The organism is Variovorax xiamenensis (assembly GCF_050916385.1).
Classification (GTDB): Bacteria; Pseudomonadota; Gammaproteobacteria; order Burkholderiales; family Burkholderiaceae_C; genus Variovorax.
Map to the genome: position 1 here is coordinate 3,051,693 of NZ_CP139038.1, position 18,623 is coordinate 3,070,315.

The 18,623-nt window shown below is 66.3% G+C and carries 13 protein-coding genes; 5 read left to right on the forward strand and 8 right to left on the reverse strand.

The window, feature by feature from the left end; translation table 11 throughout:
• Positions 1–23 precede the first annotated feature (23 nt).
• The 5 genes from SFB74_RS13760 to SFB74_RS13780 all read right to left on the reverse strand — a co-directional run bounded on the left by SFB74_RS13760 (position 24) and on the right by SFB74_RS13780 (position 6,956).
• Entirely contained in the window at positions 24–677 is a 654-nt protein-coding gene (locus SFB74_RS13760) for a glutaredoxin family protein (RefSeq protein ID WP_432731353.1), read from the reverse strand.
• Between the two features lie 30 nt (positions 678–707).
• The gene (locus SFB74_RS13765) at positions 708–2,756 is read right to left on the reverse strand and encodes a M3 family metallopeptidase (RefSeq protein ID WP_432731354.1); all 2,049 of its coding nucleotides are present in this window, start codon (positions 2,754–2,756) and stop codon (positions 708–710) included.
• A gap of 99 nt (positions 2,757–2,855) precedes the next feature.
• Positions 2,856–3,707: a bifunctional methylenetetrahydrofolate dehydrogenase/methenyltetrahydrofolate cyclohydrolase FolD gene (gene folD, locus SFB74_RS13770; RefSeq protein WP_432731355.1), complete on the reverse strand. Its 852-nt coding sequence runs from the start codon at positions 3,705–3,707 to the stop codon at positions 2,856–2,858.
• A gap of 79 nt (positions 3,708–3,786) precedes the next feature.
• Entirely contained in the window at positions 3,787–4,419 is a 633-nt protein-coding gene (locus SFB74_RS13775) for a response regulator transcription factor (RefSeq protein WP_295978116.1), read from the reverse strand.
• A complete protein-coding gene (locus SFB74_RS13780) occupies positions 4,416–6,956 on the reverse strand; it encodes a PAS domain-containing sensor histidine kinase (RefSeq protein WP_432731356.1) in 2,541 nt (846 codons plus the stop codon). The genes SFB74_RS13775 and SFB74_RS13780 overlap by 4 nt, the downstream gene beginning before the upstream one ends.
• 195 nt (positions 6,957–7,151) lie before the next feature.
• Between SFB74_RS13780 and aceE the strand changes: the two genes are divergently transcribed.
• From aceE to lpdA, 4 genes are read left to right on the forward strand one after another with little or no spacing between them, the layout of a single operon-like run.
• Entirely contained in the window at positions 7,152–9,866 is a 2,715-nt protein-coding gene (aceE, locus tag SFB74_RS13785; protein ID WP_432731357.1) for a pyruvate dehydrogenase (acetyl-transferring), homodimeric type, read from the forward strand.
• 57 nt (positions 9,867–9,923) lie between these two features.
• Complete coding sequence (aceF, locus tag SFB74_RS13790; RefSeq protein WP_432731358.1) at positions 9,924–11,600, forward strand: dihydrolipoyllysine-residue acetyltransferase; 1,677 nt, start codon at positions 9,924–9,926, stop codon at positions 11,598–11,600.
• Positions 11,597–12,190 (forward strand): MFS transporter, encoded by a 594-nt coding sequence (locus tag SFB74_RS13795; RefSeq protein ID WP_093201627.1) that lies wholly within the window; start codon positions 11,597–11,599, stop codon positions 12,188–12,190. Before aceF ends, SFB74_RS13795 begins: the two co-directional genes overlap by 4 nt.
• Positions 12,187–14,013, forward strand: coding sequence for a dihydrolipoyl dehydrogenase (gene lpdA, locus SFB74_RS13800; RefSeq protein WP_432731359.1), 1,827 nt, complete (start codon positions 12,187–12,189; stop codon positions 14,011–14,013). The genes SFB74_RS13795 and lpdA overlap by 4 nt, the downstream gene beginning before the upstream one ends.
• A gap of 104 nt (positions 14,014–14,117) precedes the next feature.
• Here the strand turns inward: lpdA and SFB74_RS13805 are convergent, their stop codons facing one another.
• Positions 14,118–14,693 (reverse strand): C40 family peptidase, encoded by a 576-nt coding sequence (locus tag SFB74_RS13805; protein ID WP_432731360.1) that lies wholly within the window; start codon positions 14,691–14,693, stop codon positions 14,118–14,120.
• A 241-nt stretch (positions 14,694–14,934) separates the two neighbouring features.
• Here SFB74_RS13805 and SFB74_RS13810 point away from each other — a divergent pair, with 241 nt between their 5' ends.
• Positions 14,935–16,065, forward strand: a complete 1,131-nt coding sequence (locus SFB74_RS13810; RefSeq protein ID WP_432731361.1) for a PQQ-dependent sugar dehydrogenase — start codon at positions 14,935–14,937, stop codon at positions 16,063–16,065.
• A gap of 15 nt (positions 16,066–16,080) precedes the next feature.
• Here SFB74_RS13810 and SFB74_RS13815 read toward each other — a convergent pair whose 3' ends face one another.
• Together SFB74_RS13815 and SFB74_RS13820 are read right to left on the reverse strand one after the other, a co-directional pair.
• Positions 16,081–16,881, reverse strand: coding sequence for an alpha/beta hydrolase (locus SFB74_RS13815; RefSeq protein WP_432731362.1), 801 nt, complete (start codon positions 16,879–16,881; stop codon positions 16,081–16,083).
• A 10-nt stretch (positions 16,882–16,891) separates the two neighbouring features.
• Entirely contained in the window at positions 16,892–18,514 is a 1,623-nt protein-coding gene (locus SFB74_RS13820) for a 4-hydroxyphenylacetate 3-hydroxylase family protein (protein WP_432731363.1), read from the reverse strand.
• Positions 18,515–18,623 lie beyond the last annotated feature (109 nt).

Sequence of the window (18,623 nt, forward strand, 5' to 3'; positions counted from 1 at the left end):
GCGCCTGGGCCGCAGCCCCGGGCTCAGAACTTGATGCCGGCCGGGTTGCTCGGCGTCGGTTCGCTCGAAGCGGGCGGCGGCGCGGGTTGCGCGGCTGGCGCAGGTGCCGCGGCGCGGGGGGCGGGCGCTGCCTGTTGGGCCACCAGCGGCCGGACCGGGCCGTTGCGGTAGCCCGCGGGCAGGCTGTTGCTCTTGGGGTAGCCGGCCGCGTCGAGGTATTGCGACCACTCGGCGTCGGAATAGCCCTTGAGCTGCTGCGACCCGATGGTCAGCAGCGGCAGCGAACTCTGGCTGCTCAGGCGCTGCAGCGCCTCGATTTCCTCGTTGCTCTTGACGGTGCGTTCCTCGAAGGGAATGCCGCGCGTGACGAGCATCGTGCGCGCCGCGCTGCAGGGGCCGCATTCGTCTCCGCTGTAGAGGGTGACGGGGTAGCGTTGCGCCACCTGGCGCAGCTCGTAGGGCAGGCCTGCGGTATTGGCGCCGGATGCGGCGGCGGAGCCTTGCTGATTGCCCGATGCCGCCTCGCTGCTGGCGGTTGGCGCACGGTCGGAGAAGGTGACCTTGCCGTTCTTGTCCACCTGGCGGTAGATGGGTTGTGCCATCGCGCCCGCGGCAACGAGCACAAGGGCAAAGCCGGTCAGGCGATGCAATGGTGAGATTTTGTAAATCGTATGCATCGCCCGAGTATCGCAAGCTTCAGCGATGCATCAAGCGGGCTGGGGCTGCGCCATGCCCTGATGTCGCAGCAGCGCATCAAGCTGGGGCTCGCGGCCGCGGAAGGCCTTGAACGAGTCCATGGCACTGCGGCTGCCACCGGCTTCCAGGATGGCCTGGCGGTACTTGCGGCCGGTCTCGATGTTCGGCTCGCCGCCGGCACCCACGGTTTCCTCGAAGGCCGCATAGGCATCGGCGCTCAGCACCTCGGCCCACTTGTAGCTGTAGTAGCCGGCCGCATAGCCGCCCGCGAAGATGTGGCTGAAAGTATTCGGCGTGCGGCTGAAGGCCGGCGAGGGCATCACCGCCACCTCGTCGCGCACGCGGCCCAGCAGCGCCATCACGTCGCCGGGCTTGGCGGTGGCGGCGTGGTACTCGGTGTGCAGCAGCATGTCGAACAGCGAGAACTCGATCTGGCGCAGCGTCTGCATGCCGCTCTGGAAGTTCTTCGCGGCCGTCATCTTGTCGAAGAGGGCGCGCGGCAGCGGCTCGCCGGTGTCGACATGGGCCGTCATGTGCTTGAGCACGTCCCACTCCCAGCAGAAGTTTTCCATGAACTGGCTCGGCAGCTCGACCGCGTCCCACTCGACGCCGCTGATGCCCGAGACGTCGCGCTCGTTCACCTGCGTGAGCATGTGGTGCAGGCCGTGGCCGAACTCGTGGAAGAGGGTGGTCACGTCGTCATGCGTGAGCAGCGGCGGCTTGCCGTCGACGCCACTGGCGAAGTTGCACACCAGCTGCGCGACCGGCGTCTGCAGCACGCCGGTGTCAGGGCGGAGCCAGCGGGCGCGCACGTCGTCCATCCAGGCGCCGCCGCGCTTTGCGGCGCGGGCGGACGGGTCGAGGTAGAACTGGCCGACCTTCTGGCCCGCACGCTCGATGCGATAGAACTCCACGCTCGGATGCCAGGTGGGCGCAGAGTCGCGGCGGATCGACACCTCGAACAGCGTCTCGACGATCTTGAAGAGCCCCGCCATGACCTTCGGCGCCGGGAAGTACTGCTTCACCTCCTGCTCGCTGAAGGCGTAGCGCGCTTCCTTGAGCTTCTCGCCGATGTAGCTCCAGTCCCAGGGCTGCAGGTCGGTGATGCTCAACTGCTCGGCGGCAAAGACTCGCAGGTCGGCGAGATCGCGCTCGCCGTACGGCTTCGCCTTGGCCGCGAGGTCGCGCAGGAACTTCACGACCTGCTCGGGCGATTCGGCCATCTTCGGCACGACCGAGAGTTCGCCGTAGTTCCTGTAGCCCAGCAGCCCGGCTTCTTCCTCGCGCAGCGCGAGGATCTCGGTGATGAGCGGGGTGTTGTCGAAGGCCGAGTCGCCGAACTCGCTGGCCCGCGTGACGTAGGCGCGATAGAGCTTCTCGCGCAGCGCGCTGCTCTTTGCGAACTGCATCACAGGCAGGTAGCACGGCATCTTCAGCGTGAGCTTGTAGCCTTCCTTGCCATCGGCCTCGGCGGCCGCGCGTGCGGCGCTGACCACGTCCTCGGGTACGCCTTCGAGTTCGCCGAGCGCGGCGTAGTAGGCGAAGGCATCGGTGGCATCGAGCGCGTTCTCGCTGAACTTCTGGCTCAGCTCGGCCAGGCGCTCCTGGATGTCGGCGAAGCGCTTCTTGGCGTCGCCCTGCAACTCGGCGCCGCCCAGCACGAAGTTGCGCACCGCGTTGCTGTGCGCCTGGCGCTGTTCGGCGTTGAGCGTGGCGACATCGATAGCCTTGTACTTGGCGTACAGGCGCTCGTCGGAGCCCAGGCGGGTCCAGAAGGCGGTGACGCGCGGCATGGCCTCGTTGTAGGCGGCGCGAAGCTCGGGCGTGTCGGCCACTGCGTTGAGATGGCCGACGGCGCCCCAGGCGCGGCTGAAGCGCTCGGAAGCCACGTCGAGCACCTTGGAGATCGCATTCCAGTCAGCGGGAAATTCCGGCGCCGTCACGGTCTGCAGCGCGGTTTCGGCATCGGCCAGCAGCGCATCGACGGCGGGAGCGACATGCTCGGGCTTGACTCGGTCGAACAGAGGGAGATCGGTGAAATCGAGGAGCGGGTTGGTCATTGGAAAAATCCTGTTCGAGCTGACGGGACCATTTCGGGAGCCGCTGCGGAACCGCCCGTAAAGGCGGCTGCATGCAGCGGGCAAGCGACAGTCTGATTCTTATCTTGCGGCGCGCTCTGCCGCTTCAAGGGTGTTGACCAGCAGCATCGCGCGCGTCATGGGGCCGACGCCGCCAGGCACGGGCGTGATCCAGCCTGCCACTTCCTTCACGCCGTCGAAGTCGACGTCGCCGGCGAGCTTGCCGTCAGGCTTGCGGTTCATGCCCACGTCGATGACGACCGCGCCGGGCTTCACCATGTCGGCGGTCAGGAGGTCGAGCTTGCCCACTGCAGCGACGATCACGTCGGCCTGGCGCGTGATGGCGCCCAGGTCCTTGGTGGCGCTGTGGCAGATGGTCACGGTGGCGCTCTTTGCGAGCAGCATCATGGCCATCGGCTTGCCGACGATGTTGCTACGGCCGATGACCACGGCATGCTTGCCGCGCAGGTCGTAGCCGATGGATTCGAGCATCTTCATGCAGCCGTGCGGCGTGCAGGGCCAGAAGCCGGGTGCGCCGGTCATCAGCGCACCGGCGCTGGCGACGTGGAAGCCGTCGACGTCCTTGGCGGGCGAGATGGTCTCGATGACCTTCTGGCTGTCCATGTGCTTCGGCAGCGGCAGCTGCACCAGGATGCCGTGCACCTTCGGGTCGTCGTTGAGCGTGCGGATGCGGGCGAGCAGGTCGGCCTCGCTCATGTCGGAGGGGTAGGTCTCGAGCGTGGCGTCGAGGCCGGTCTGGGCGCTGTCGTTGACCTTGTGCTTCGTATAGACCTGGCTGGCCGGGTCTTCGCCCACGAGGATGATGGAAAGGGCGGGGTTCACGCCACGGGCCTTGAGCGCGGCGGTGCGGCCGGACACCTCGGCACGGATGGTTTTGGCGAGGGCGTTGCCGTCGATCAGTTGGGCGGTCATCGGTTTCGATTTTCCAAGTAAAAACGCCCGCTTGCGCAGGCGTGGGAGTCATTCATCGCTATCGGGCGGATAGCTGTTTCTAGGCCTTGGCCGCTGGCGCCGCCTGCCCCAGCGCGATCTTGAGCAGATCGGCCACGGTGTTGGCGTTGAGCTTTTCCATGATGTTGGCGCGGTGCGCCTCGACCGTCTTGATGCTGATGCCCAGGTCGTCGGCGATCTGCTTGTTCAGGCGGCCGGCAACGATGCGCTCGAGCACCTGTGCCTCGCGGCCGGTGAGCTTGGACAGCAGCGCGTCGCGGCTGGCCGATTGCTGGTGCTGGGTGAAGGCGCCGCGCGCGTGTTCAAGCATGCGCTCGACCAGCGTGACGAGCTCTTCGTCGTTGAAGGGCTTCTGGATGAAATCCATCGCGCCCTTCTTCATGCTGTCGACGGCCATCGGCACGTCGCCGTGGCCGGTGATGACCACGATGGGTAGCGGGGAACGCCGTTCGATCAGCCGGTCCTGCAGTTCGAGGCCGGTCATGCCCGACATGCGGATGTCGACGATCAGACAGGCGACTTCACGCGGGTCGTATCGGGAGAGAAAGGATTCGGCGGAATCGAAACAGCGGACTCTGTAGTCCTTGCCTTCGAGCAGCCATTGCAGCGAATCGCGTACGGCTTCGTCGTCGTCGACGACATAGACCGTGCCCTTCTTCGGAATCAAACTCATGCAGGTACCTTTGCCTCGTCGCTAGCTACGGAACTGATAGCGTCCAACACCGGAATCCAGAAGGAAAAACGGCATCCGATCACATCCGGGCCATTGTAGATGTTCTCCGCCTGCATCCGGCCGCGGTGCGACTCGACGATGGTGCGGCACAGATTCAGGCCGATGCCCATGCCCTCGGGCTTGGTGGAGAAGAAGGCTTCGTAGAGCCGATCCATCACTTCCGGGGCGAGGCCCTTGCCCGTGTCCTGCACCGAGAACTCGATGGCGTTGTGACCTTCGATCACCTTCGGCAGCACCCGCAGCTCGACGCTGCGGCGCGCCAGCGGGCGGTCGGCGAGGTCGATGGATTCGGCCGCGTTCTTCAGCAGGTTGACCATCACCTGCTCGATGAGGATCGGGTCGACGCGCACCACCGGCAGCCGCGCGGCCACGTAGTGGTTCAGGCGCACGTTGCGCCGGCGCAGCTCGATGCCGGCGAGCTCGACCGCCTCGCTCACCATCGTGGCCACATCGGCCGGCGTGCGGTTGGGCTCGCTGCGCTTCACGAAGGAGCGGATGCGCTGGATGATCTGGCCCGCGCGCTGCGCCTGCTTCGAGGTTTTCTCGAGCGCGGCGAGCAGGGCGTCGTTGTCGATCGACTGGCCCTTGATGCGCGACATCATCCCGTTGCAGTAGTTGGTGATCGCGGTCAGCGGCTGGTTGAGCTCGTGCGCCACGCTGGAGGCCATCTCGCCCATGGTGATGAGGCGGCTGGCGGCCTGGGCCTTGTCGGCCTGCGCGGCGGCCTGTTCCTCGGCGTCGCGGCGCGGCGTGATGTCGGTGGCGATCACCAACTGAGCGAGGCGGCCGTCCACCCAGGTCAGGTAGCGCGAGCGCACTTCCAGCCACTTGCCGAGGTGGGGCACGAAGATCTCATTGTTGGCGGTCTGCGCGGCGGTGAGCGTGTCGATCGGCAGGCCGGCATACGGGTCCACGTCGTCCAGGCCTTCGTCGTGCGCATTCGACGCCGGCACGCCCGCCTGCGCGACCATCCCCAGGTGGCCCACGGTGTCGGAGCCGAACCACAGGCGGTAGAGCTTGTTGGCGAACAGCAGTTCCTCGCTGCCGATGGGGGCGACGGACACTGCCGCGTCGAGTGCCTCCAGCACGGTGGTGAAGCGCTCGTACGAGGCCGAGAGCTGTTCGCGGATGCGCGTGGGTTCCGTGATGTCGGTCATCGACGTCATCCAGCCGGTCTGGTGGCCGCGCGCGTCGATCAGCGGCGATACGTAGAGGCGGGCGTTGAACACGCTGCCGTTCTTGCGCTTCACCCGCACCTGGAAGCCGCCGGGCAGGGCGCGGCCGTGCAGTTCTTCTTCCAGCCGCTCGTTCATCACCTCGCGGTCGGATTCGAGCCAGTAGGGGAAGGGCGGCGACTGGCCGACCAGTTCTTCTTCGCTCCAGCCCGTCATCGCGCAGAAGGCGGCGTTGACGTAGGTGATGCGCCCCTGCAGGTCGAGTACGCGCATGCCGGTGAGCATGGAGTTCTCCATCGCACGGCGGAAGTTGGTTTCGGCCACCAGCCGCTGCTGCGCCTGCAGCCGGCGACGCGTGTGGCGCCAGGTGCCGATCAGCATCCAGCTCGTGAGCACGCTGAGCGCGCAGACCAGCCAGAAGAGCCCGTTGCCGACCACGCCCTGCGAGGTGCGGTAGGCCTGCGCCCGCAGCACCAGCGCATTGCCGACGGGGGACACCGGCACTTCGTATTCGTTGGTGCGCTCGGTCCAGGGCAGCAGGCGCGTGCCGCTTTCCTTCAGGTTGGTGGTGTTGCCGGCGATCACATGGCCCTTGGCGTCGAGCAGCGACACCGCGTAGCGCGCCTGCACCTCGGAGGGCATGCCGTAGCGCAGCAGTCCGTCGACCGAGAACTCTCCCAGCACCACGCCTGCGAACAGGCCCTGGTCGAAGAGGGGGATGTGCAACTGCAGCATCGCCGGCGGGTCGCCCCCGGCCACCGGTTGCGAAAACACCGGTTGGCGCAGCTCTCGTGCCAGCGCGTAGTTGCTCTCGATGTCGCCGGGGCGCAGCACGTCGCCGATCAGGTGCTGCTGCGCCGGGTGCACGCTGGGCGCGGCATAGCCGGCCTTGAAGCGGCGGCGGTCGTCGATCCAGGTGATGGTCTGCAGCTCGGGGAACTGGCTCACCAGCGACTCTGCGCGGCTGGTGAATTCGATGGGGTCGATCTCGCGGTTGGAGGCGTCGCGCGCGATGCGCATCAGCTGCTCCTGGCGCTCGAGCAACCGCAGCCGCATGCGCTGCTGCGCGTACTCGACGTCGCGGCGCACCGACTCCTGCTCGCGCTCGACTTCCTCGGTGCGCAGATACCAGAAGGCGGAAACGATGGCGGCAAGAAACAGCAGCACGGCCGCCATCGGCGCGAGCATGGCGACTGCGTCCTGCAGCACCGGGGTCTGGCGTCGCCACCACCTGCGCCACCAGGACAGCGGCGAGGCGTTCACGGCACTGCGGGCAACCGCCAGCGGGGAGGAGAGAGGCATGGGCGGATTCTAGGCTTGCCCCTAGGGTTGCAGGCCTCGCACGGACCCTTGCCCGCGGCTTGGTTGCCTTAGAAATTTCACATTAAAAAATCAATGAGCACTATTTGAAATTGCGATGTTTCTATGCGAAACTCCGCCGCGTTCGCTGCAGAGCGCACTTAAATTACTGCCACAGCCCTAAAAGGAGACACAAGCATGTCGGCAAATCCCGAGAACCTGTTCGGCTCGGCCGCAAACGACGCGGACGCCCAGGAGACCCGTGAATGGATGGATGCACTGTCTTCCGTCATCCAGAGCGAGGGGCCTGAGCGGGCTCACTTCCTTCTCGAGCAGTTGCTCGAACATGCCCGCCAGAACACGGTCGACATGCCGTTCTCGGCCAACACCGGCTACGTCAACACCATCGAGCCCTCGCAGGAAGCCCGCAGCCCCGGCAACCTCGAGATCGAACAGCGCCTGCGCGCCTACATGCGCTGGAACGCGATGGCCATGGTGGTCAAGGCCAACCGCCACCATCCCGCCGAAGGCGGCGACCTGGGCGGCCACATCGGCTCCTTCGCCTCGCTGGCCAGCATGTTCGGCGCCGGCTTCAACCACTTCTGGCACGCCGAGAGCGAGAACCACGGCGGCGACCTGCTCTACATCCAGGGCCACGTCTCTCCCGGCATCTACGCCCGCGCCTACCTCGAAGGCCGCCTCTCCGAAGAACAGCTGCTCAACTTCCGCCAGGAAGTCGACGGCAAGGGTCTCTCCAGCTACCCCCACCCCAAGCTGATGCCCGAGTTCTGGCAGTTCCCGACCGTCTCGATGGGCCTGGGCCCGCTGATGGCGATCTACCAGGCCCGCTTCCTCAAGTACCTGCACGCACGCGGCATCGCCAACACCGAGAACCGCAAGGTGTGGGTGTTCTGCGGCGACGGTGAAATGGACGAGGTCGAATCGCTGGGCGCCATCGGCCTCGCCGCACGCGAGAACCTCGACAACCTGATCTTCGTCATCAACTGCAACCTGCAGCGCCTGGACGGCCCGGTGCGCGGCAACGGCAAGATCATCCAGGAGCTCGAAGGCGAGTTCCGCGGCGCCAACTGGAACGTCGTCAAGCTCGTCTGGGGCAAGGGCTGGGACGCCCTGCTCGAGAAGGACCACGACGGTGCCCTGCGCAAGATCATGATGGAGTGCAACGACGGCGACTACCAGTCGTTCAAGGCCAACGACGGTGCCTACGTCCGCAAGAACTTCTTCGGCCGCGACCCGCGCACGCTGAAGATGGTCGAGCACATGACCGACGACGAGATCTGGAACCTCCAGCGCGGCGGCCACGACTCGCAGAAGGTGTACGCCGCCTTCCACTCGGCCCAGAACCACAAGGGCCAGCCGACCGTCCTGCTCGTGAAGACCGTCAAGGGCTTCGGCATGGGCAAGATCGGCGAGGGCAAGAACACGGTCCACCAGACCAAGAAGCTCGGCGACGAGGACATCAAGGCCTTCCGCGACCGCTTCAACATCCCGATTCCCGACAGCCAGATTGCGGACCTGCCGTTCTACAAGCCGGCCGACGACACGCCGGAAATGCGCTACCTGCACGAGCGCCGCAAGGCACTGGGCGGCTACCTGCCCCACCGCCGCGTCAAGGCCGAAGAGAGCTTCACGGTGCCGTCGCTCGACACCTTCAAGGCGGTGATGGAGCCCACGGCCGAGGGCCGCGAGATCTCGACCACGCAGGCTTACGTGCGCTTCCTCACGCAGTTGCTGCGCGACAAGGCGCTGGGCCCGCGCGTCGTGCCGATCCTCGTGGACGAGGCGCGCACCTTCGGCATGGAAGGCCTGTTCCGCCAGATCGGCATCTACAACCCGCACGGTCAGCAGTACACCCCGGTCGACAAGGACCAGGTCATGTACTACAAGGAAGACAAGGCCGGCCAGATCCTGCAGGAAGGCATCAACGAGGCCGGCGGCATGTCGAGCTGGATCGCGGCGGCCACGTCGTACAGCACGAACAACCGCATCATGGTGCCGTTCTACGTGTACTACTCGATGTTCGGCTTCCAGCGCATCGGCGACCTGGCATGGGCTGCCGGCGACATGCAGGCGCGCGGCTTCCTGCTGGGCGGCACCTCGGGCCGCACCACGCTGAACGGCGAAGGTCTGCAGCACGAAGACGGCCACAGCCACATCCTGGCCAACACCATCCCGAACTGCGTGAGCTACGACCCGACCTTCGCGCACGAAGTCGGCGTGATCCTGCACCACGGCCTGAAGCGCATGGTCGAGAAGCAGGACAACGTCTACTACTACCTGACGCTGCTCAACGAGAACTACGCGATGCCCGGCCTCCAGCCCGGCACCGAAGAGCAGATCATCAAGGGCATGTACCTGTCGAAGCAGGGCCCCGCGCTCAAGGCCAAGGCGCCCACCGTGCAACTGCTGGGCAGCGGCACCATCCTGCGCGAAAGCTTTGCCGCGCAGGAACTGCTCGAGAAGGACTGGGGCGTGTCGGCTTCCGTGTGGAGCTGCCCGAGCTTCAACGAGCTCACCCGCGACGGCCAGGACGCCGACCGCTGGAACCTGCTGCACCCCGATCAGACGCCGCGCGTGCCCTTCGTGGCCGAGCAGCTCGGCGCCACCACCGGCCCGGTGGTCGCATCGACCGACTACATGAAGGCCTACGCCGAGCAGATCCGCCCCTTCATCCCGAAGGGCCGCAACTACAAGGTGCTGGGCACCGACGGCTTCGGCCGCAGCGATTTCCGCAACAAGCTGCGCGAGCACTTCGAGGTCAACCGCCACTACATCGTGGTGGCTGCGCTCAAGGCGCTGAGCGAAGACGGCACCGTGCCGGTGGCCAAGGTGGTGGAAGCGATCAAGAAGTACGGCATCAACGTCGACAAGGTCAACCCGCTCTACGCCTGATCCCCAATCAACAACCAACCAACGAACGAACGGCGCCTGACGGCGGGAGACAACGATATGGCAGCAGTGGAAGTGAAGGTGCCGGACATCGGCGATTTCGATGAAGTCGCGGTGATCGAGGTGCTCGTGAAGGTGGGCGACACGGTGAAGGCCGAGCAGTCGCTCATCACGGTCGAATCGGACAAGGCGTCGATGGAAATCCCGTCGTCGACCGCCGGTGTGGTCAAGGAACTGAAGGTCGAGGTCGGCAGCAAGGTGAAGGAGGGCTCGGTGGTCCTCGTGCTCGAGGCCGAAGGAGCGGGTGCCGCGGCAGCGCCGGCCCCCGCGCCCGCGGCGGCTCCCGCTGCTGCAGCCGCGCCTGCCGCGGCAGCGCCCGCACCGGCTCCTGCTGCAGCCCCGGCGGCTTCGGGTCCGGTCGAGGTCAAGGTGCCGGACATCGGCGACTTCAAGGACGTCGCCGTCATCGAAGTGCTCGTGAAGGTGGGCGATTCCATCAAGGCCGAGCAGTCGCTGATCACGGTCGAGTCGGACAAGGCCTCGATGGAGATTCCGTCGTCGGCCGCCGGCGTGCTCAAGGAACTCAAGGTCAAGGTGGGCGACACGGTCAACATCGGTGACCTGATCGCCGTGCTCGAAGGCGCAACCGGTACGGCCGCAGCCGCCCCGGCGCCGGCACCCGCGCAGGCCGCGGCCGCCACTCCGGCAGCCGCCACTGCAAGCGCTCCTGCTCCGGCCGCCGCGGCGCCGGCACCCGCCGCCGCAGCTCCCGCCCACAACCCGACGGTCGCGCCCACCGGCAACCTGCCGCACGCCTCGCCTTCGGTGCGCAAGTTCGCCCGCGAACTCGGCGTGCCGCTCGAGGAGGTCAAGGGCTCCGGTCCCAAGGGTCGCATCACGCAGGAAGACATCCAGAGCTTCACCAGGGCCGTGATGAGCGGCCAGGCCAGCACCAAGGCCTCGGCGGCCAAGGCGCCGGCCGGTGGCGGCGCCGACGGCGCGGCGCTGGGCCTCATCCCATGGCCCAAGGTCGACTTCACCAAGTTCGGCTCGGTCGAGCGCAAGGACCTGTCGCGCATCAAGAAGCTCAGCGGCGCGAACCTGCACCGCAACTGGGTGATGATTCCGCACGTCACCAACAACGACGAGGCCGACATCACCGAGCTCGAAGCCTTCCGCGTCTCCACCAACAAGGAGAACGAGAAGTCGGGCGTCAAGGTGACGATGCTGGCCTTCGTCATCAAGGCGGTGGTCGCGGCGCTGAAGAAATTCCCCGAGTTCAACACCAGCCTGGACGGCGACCAGCTCGTCTACAAGCAGTACTACCACATCGGCTTCGCGGCCGACACGCCCAACGGCCTCGTGGTGCCGGTGCTGAAGGATGCCGACAAGAAGGGCATCCTGCAGATCAGCGCGGAGATGGGCGAGCTCGCCAAGAAGGCGCGCGACGGCAAGCTCGGTTCGGCCGACATGCAGGGCGGCTGTTTCTCGATCAGTTCGCTCGGCGGCATCGGCGGCACGCACTTCACGCCCATCATCAACGCCCCCGAAGTGGCCATCCTCGGCCTCTCGAAGAGCGCGATGAAGCCGGTGTGGGACGGCAAGCAGTTCGTGCCGCGTCTCACGCTGCCGATGTCGCTGTCGTACGACCACCGCGTGATCGACGGCGCCCTGGCTGCGCGTTTCAACGCCTACCTGGGGCAAGTGCTCGCGGACTACCGTCGAATCCTGCTATGACCACCGTAGTGGCCGTCCGAAAGGGCGGCCAGGTCACGATGGCAGCCGATTCTCTGGTGACCTTCGGCGACACGCGGCTCTCGCACCGCGCCGAGGCGAACCAGAAGATCTTCACCGTCGAGGACGCGGCGGGGCAGAGCCTGTTCGCCGTGGCCGGCGCCGCGGCGCACTTCCTGGTGCTGCAGCACGCGCTGGCCGCGCAGCCGCGCGAGCAGCTGATGTTCGGCAGCAAGCACGAGATCTTCCGCACCTTCACGATGCTGCATCCGGTGCTGAAGGACTCGTTCTTCATGCAGACCAAGGAAGACGAGCACGAGCCCTACGAGTCGAGCCAGTTCACGATGCTGATGGCCAACCAGAGCGGCATCTACGGCATCTACAGCTACCGCGAGGTGTTCGAGTTCAAGGAGTTCTGGGCCATCGGCTCGGGACGCAGCTTTGCGCTCGGCGCCATGCACGCGGCCTATGACATCAAGTCGCGCACGTCGCGCGACGTGGCGGAGGCGGGCATCGCCGCCGCTTGCGAATTCGATCGCAATTCGGCCCCACCGGTCGACGTTCTCACACTCAAACTGAAAGTGTCCAAATGAGCGAACAACAAATCAAGGTGCCCGACATCGGCGACTTCGACGAAGTGGCAGTGATCGAGGTGCTGGTCAACGTCGGAGACACGGTCAAGGCCGAGCAGTCGCTGATCACGGTCGAATCGGACAAGGCCTCGATGGAAATCCCGTCGTCCGCCGCCGGCGTGGTGAAGGCGCTCGCGGTGAAGGTGGGCGACAAGGTCAAGGAAGGCTCGGTGGTGCTGACGCTGGAAGTCGATGGCGCCGCTGCTGCGCCCGCTCCCGCGGCGGCGGCACCTGCCCCCGCGGCTGCCGCCCCGGCGCCCAAGGCTGCTCCCGCGCCGGCCCCCGCCGCGCCGGCCGTGGCCGTGTCCAGCTACGGCGGCAAGGTCGATGTCGAATGCGACGTGATCGTGCTCGGCGCCGGCCCCGGCGGCTACTCGGCCGCCTTCCGCGCGGCCGACCTCGGCCTGAAGGTCGTGCTGATCGAGCGCTACGCCACCCTCGGCGGCGTGTGCCTGAATGTCGGCTGCATCCCGTCGAAGGCGCTGCTGCACGTGGCTTCCGTGATGGACGAGGTCAAGCACTTCGCTGACCTCGGCGTGAGCTTCGGCAGCCCGACGGTCGATCGCGCCAAGCTGCTCGGCCACAAGAACAAGGTGGTGGGCAAGCTCACCAGCGGCCTCACGGCCATGGCCAAGATGCGCAAGGTGACGGTGCTGCGCGGCGTCGGCAACTTCATCGACCCGAACCACATCGAGGTCGAGGAAACCTCCGGCACCAGCTGGGACACCACGGGCAGCAAGCAGACCGTGAAGTTCCGCAGCGCGATCATCGCGGCGGGTTCGCAGTCGGTGAGCCTGCCCTTCATGCCGAAGGACCCGCGCATCGTCGACTCGACCGGCGCGCTGGAAATGGGCACCGATCCCAAGCGCATGCTGATCCTCGGCGGCGGCATCATCGGCCTCGAAATGGGCACCGTGTACTCCACGCTGGGCGCCCGCCTGGACGTGGTCGAAATGCTCGACGGCCTGATGCAGGGCGCGGACCGCGACCTCGTGAAGGTCTGGCAGAAGATGAACGCGCCGCGCTTCGACAACATCATGCTCAAGACCAAGACGGTCGGCGCCGAAGCCACGAAGGAAGGCATCAAGGTCACCTTCGAGGGCGAGAACGCACCCAAGGAGCCGCAGGTGTACGACCTGGTGCTGCAGGCCGTGGGCCGCAGCCCCAACGGCAAGAAGATCGGCGCCGAGAAGGCTGGAGTCACGGTGAGCGACCGCGGTTTCATTCCGGTCGACATCCAGATGCGCACCAACGTGCCGCACATCTTCGCCATCGGCGACATCGTGGGCCAGCCCATGCTGGCGCACAAGGCGGTGCACGAGGCGCACGTGGCGGCCGAAGTCATTGCCGGCGAGCTGAAGGGTGACAAGGAGCTGTCGAGCGCGGCCTTCAACGCCCGCGTGATTCCGAGCGTGGCCTATACCGACCCCGAAGTGGCGTGGGTCGGCCTGACCGAAGACCAGGCGAAGGCCGAAGGCATCAAGGTCAAGAAGGGCCACTTCCCGTGGACCGCCTCGGGCCGCGCCATCGCCAACGGCCGCGACGAGGGCTTCACCAAGCTGCTGTTCGATGCCGAGACGCATCGCATCCTGGGCGGCGGCATCGTCGGCACGCACGCAGGCGACATGCTGGGCGAGATCGCGCTGGCCATCGAGATGGGTGCGGACGAGATCGACATCGGCAAGACCATCCACCCGCACCCGACGCTGGGCGAAAGCATCGGCATGGCGGCGGAAGTGGCTCACGGCACCTGCACGGACCTGCCGCCGCAGAAGAAGAGCTGAAGAGCAAGCCGAACCCAAGGGCGCCTGTCGATCGATCGATCGGGCGCCCATAAAAAATCCCGCCGAGGCGGGATTTTTTTCGTCCTTGATTCGGGGAGCGGGGCTCAGTTGCCGCTGTTGGCGACGGCTGCCGCCTTCACTTCGTCTGCCGGTCCGCCGACCACGCGGCGGGCGCCGTCGAAGCGGCGCTGCCAGTAGCTGCCGTTCATGTCTTCCACGCGAACCTGGGCGCCGGAGCGGGGGGAGTGGATGAACTTGCCTTCGCCGACGTAGATGCCGACATGGCTGAAGGCGCGGCGCATGGTGTTGAAGAACACGAGGTCGCCGGGCTTGAGCTGGTCGCGGTCGATCTTCTCGGTGGCGGCGGCCTGCTCTTCGGCGCGGCGGGGGAGCATGTGGCCGACCGTCTGGTTGTACATGGCGCGGACGAAGCCGCTGCAATCGAAGCCCGATTCGGCGGTGTTGCCGCCGCGGCGGTATGGAACGCCGAGGAATCCGATGGCGGTCACCACGAGGTCGGAGGTGCGTTCGGTGACGGTTTGACGAACCTGCTTGAGTTGTCCGATCAGACCTTTGTCGGCAAGCATTCGTGCCAGCTCGTCATCGGTTTTTTCCTGTTGGGGGGCTGCATGTACTGCAACGGCAAAGAGGAGGGATGCGGGTAGGACGAAAAAACGCATGGCGCGTAGGATATTGATGACGCGCGGTTATGTCAATTTAAACAGAATTAGCGAATCCATCTGTAAGTCGTTGATTTACATAAAAAATTTCGATCCGGCCAAAGAAAAAATGTAACGGCGAACGTTTATGGCCCATAAACGGTTGACCGCAAAAGGGCCCTTGGACCTCGGGTTGATCGATGCTCTTGCTGGATTCGGTCGCTATTTCCCGCCAAGATCGCGTCAACTCCACGGAAAAGCCATGAATTTGCCGTACACGCCACTTTCCGCCTCTCTTCGTCGCTGGACATTTGTCACGGTAATCGGTTTCTGCGGTGTCGCCGCGGCGCAGATGCGGCCCGAGACGGTGGCCACCGGGCTCGAAAACCCGTGGGGCGTCGCCTTCCTTCCGGGCGGTCGTTTCGTGGTGACGGAGCGCCCGGGGCGCCTGCGGTTGGTCGGCGCCGACGGCAAGATCGGCGCGCCCATCGGAGGCCTGCCTGCAATCGCGGCGGGTGGCCAGGGCGGCTTGCTCGACGTGCTGGCCGACTCCGGCTTCGAGAAGAACCGCACGCTGTATTTCTGCTTCTCCGAACCCGATGCCGGCGGCTCAGCCAACAGCACCGCGCTGGCCCGCGCCAACCTGTCGGCCGACGGTACGAACCTCGAGCAGCTGAAGGTCATCTTCAGCCAGCAGCCCAAGGTGGCGAGCCGCAACCACTTCGGCTGCCGCATCGTCGAAGCCCGCGACGGCACGCTGTTCCTGACGCTCGGCGACCGCTTCAGCCGCAAGGAAGACGCGCAGAAGCTCGACAACCATCTGGGCAAGATCGTGCGCATCGCCAAGGACGGCACGGTGCCCAAGGACAACCCCTTCGTCGGCAAGGCCGGCGCGCTGCCCGAGATATGGAGCTACGGCCATCGCAACGGGCAGGGCGCCACGCTCGCGCCCGACGGCCGCTTCTGGATGACCGAGCACGGCCCGCAGGGCGGCGACGAGATCAACATTCCATTGGCGGGCCGCAACTACGGCTGGCCCGTCATCACCTATGGCGAGAACTACGGCGGCGGCAAGATCGGCGACGGCATCACGGCCAAGGAAGGCATGGAGCAGCCGCTGCACTACTGGGTGCCGTCGATCGCGCCGTCCGGTATGGCGTTCCTGACCAGCGACCGCTACGGCGCGGCCTGGAAGGGCAACCTGTTCGTCGGATCGCTCAAGTTCGGGTATCTCGACCGCATCGAGCTGAAGGGCGGCAAGGTGGTCGCCGAACACAAGCTGCTGGCCGAGGGCCGCGCGCGCATCCGCGACGTGAAGCAGGGGCCCGACGGATTGCTCTACGTACTGACCGACGAGGCCGACGGCAAGCTGCTGCGCCTGCGGCCGAATTGAACCCGGCCCGCGCGCTCAGCCGGGGCAGCCCGGCAGCGGCAGGGTCGGCAGGATGCGGCGCCAGAGCCGGTTCCACTCGGGCCAGTCGTGGCCGCCTTCGGTCGTGAAGACGCGCTCCGGCGGCAGTGCGCCCGCCAGCAGCCGGTTGCTGAAGGCGAAGCGGTCGTCCAGTCCAAAGCCCAGATAGAGCGGCGGCCGGGCGCCCGCCGTGTTCGTGAAACCCGCGTAGCCGCGCAGCCATTGCCAGAGCTGCGTTTCGTTGGGCGTTCGGGGAGGCTCGCTGGCCGGGTCTGTGAGCGGCCCATTCCATTTGGCGAGGCCGCCGGCATTGGCGATGTCCGTGGCGAGCGCGCGCTCGCCGAGGTAGGGGGCCAGCGTCACAAGCCCTGCAAGGTCGCCGGGGTGCGTCTGCGCATAGAGCATTCCGCCGAAGCCGCCGAGGGAAATGCCGATGAACCAGATGTGGCGGTAGCCCCGGCTGCGCGCCGGCGCCACCACGTCGGCGCTCAGGCGGTCGAGGATGGTCTTGTTGTTGAAATAGCCGAGGTGGGCGTCGACCAGCATCACGTCCGCCGCGATGCGGTTCTCGCTGACCGCGCGCACGAAGCCTTCGCGCTCGAATTCGTCGGTCGTCGAATACGCGCCGGGAAGCATGACCAGCAGCGTGTCGACATTGCCGCGTGCGCAACTGCTCTTCTCGAGCAAGGTCGTCATCGGCACCGCGGGCTTGCGCACGGCGCCGCAGGCCGTGACGAGGAAGGCTGCGCCTATTCCCAGGGCGGCGAGGCAGAGCCGTTTCGAGAAGAAGAGCTTCATCCGCCGGAGTCTAGGCGCGTCGCGAGACGGGCAGGTCGACCATCACGGCCTGGCCCGGCGTGGTGCAGCCGGTGTCGCAGCACCTGCCGGGCTGGCGGTTGCGGGTGATGGCGCGAGCCGGGTCGTGCGGCGCGGCCGCGGGCGAGCCGTCGGCTGCGATGCCGCGCTCGAGGATGCGTTCGACCAGTTCCACCTTGGAGCCCACCGGGTAGTTGCGCCAGATCTCCTGCTTCATCGCCGCGGGGGAGCCGCCGCCATGCAGGCTGATCACGCTGTACCAGCCGCCCTGGTAGCCGGCTGTCAGGTCCTCGATGAAGCGGGCGGTCTCGATGCGCTGCTCGTAGGGAATGGCGGGGTTGGCGCGCAGCACATCGGACAGGCGCGCGGCGGTCTCGGGGTTGTGGTCTTCGTCGGGGCCGGGCAGGGTGACGATCAGGCCGCCGCTCACGTAGTGCGCGATGCGGTGCATGTCGTAGATCTTCGTGGCCAGCAGCAGCTTGCCGATGTTGCTGAATACCGGGTCGGTCATGAACACCTCGCAGTGCTCGTCGGCCTTGCCGTACACGCTGGCCGCCACGCCGCAGGCGAAAAAACTCTCGGTGATGGTGATGAGCTCGACCATCTGCTCGCGCAGGTGGCTTTCCTTGCCAGGGTCGAAGCCATTGGCCTCGCACATCAGCGCACCCGCGCCGATCAGCAGGTCGCCGAAGCCGGCGCGCGCGCCGATGCAGCTGTGACGGTGGTGCGTGGCGTAGCTGTAGGTCAGGTGGCCGGAGTGTTCCCACTCGCCCGCGTAGAACACGCGCTCCCATGGCACGAAGACCCGGTTGAACATGCACACGCCGGTGCTCTGGCCGTACTTGCGGCTGAACAGGGCGTCGCCGTGCTCGAGCTTTTCGCCGGGGCGGCCCGCCGGCCGCGCGACGATGGTGAGGCCCGGCGCATCCAGCGGTACGGCGCAGCAAACGGCGAAGTCGGCGTCTTCCCGGCCCATGTTGCGGCAAGGCATGACAAGCAGTTCGTGCACATAGGGCGCCCCGGTCACGATGGCCTTGGTGCCCGAGATCACGATGCCGCGCGCATTGCGCTCGACGACGTGCAGATAGCTGTCGACGTTCGCCTGCTCGTGCGGGCGGCGGCTGCGGTCGCCCTTGGCGTCGGTCATGGCGACGCCGAGCGTCAGGTCCTGGTCCTGGACGCGGTGCAGGTATTCGTGGAAGCGCGCCGTGTGCTCGGTGCCGCTGCGGGCGTCGTCGATGCGGGCCGACACCTGGGCGATGGCGTTGAGCGCGTCGTGCGTCAGGTAGCGCTGGGCGCAGCCGGTTTCCTGGCAGACCAGCCGCACGGCCTCTAGCTTGTTGAGCAGGTCGCCCGCGCTCGTGTTGATGTGGGAGAGCCGGTTGACCCGCTTGCCGCTGGTGTGCTGCACGGCGGTCATCAAGGGCTCGTATTCCTTCTTCAGTGCGTAGTCGTAGGTGAGGGCGATGGCATTGATGCCGGGCTGGAAGGCGGCCTCGTCGGCCACGCTGTCGACGCGGCGGCCGTCGACGAACACGTTGGGCTTGTAGCGGCGCAGCGATTCGCGGTAGTCGGCGCCGGACATGAGGGTGGAGCCGGGGAGCGGGGCGTTCATCGTGTCTGTCTCCTGGTCGGGTGGTTTTGCTTGAATTTAAACACTGTTCAAATTTTCAATCAACGATCAGAAAATTGGATTCGTGATCAATCGGGAGCTATAGTCCCGC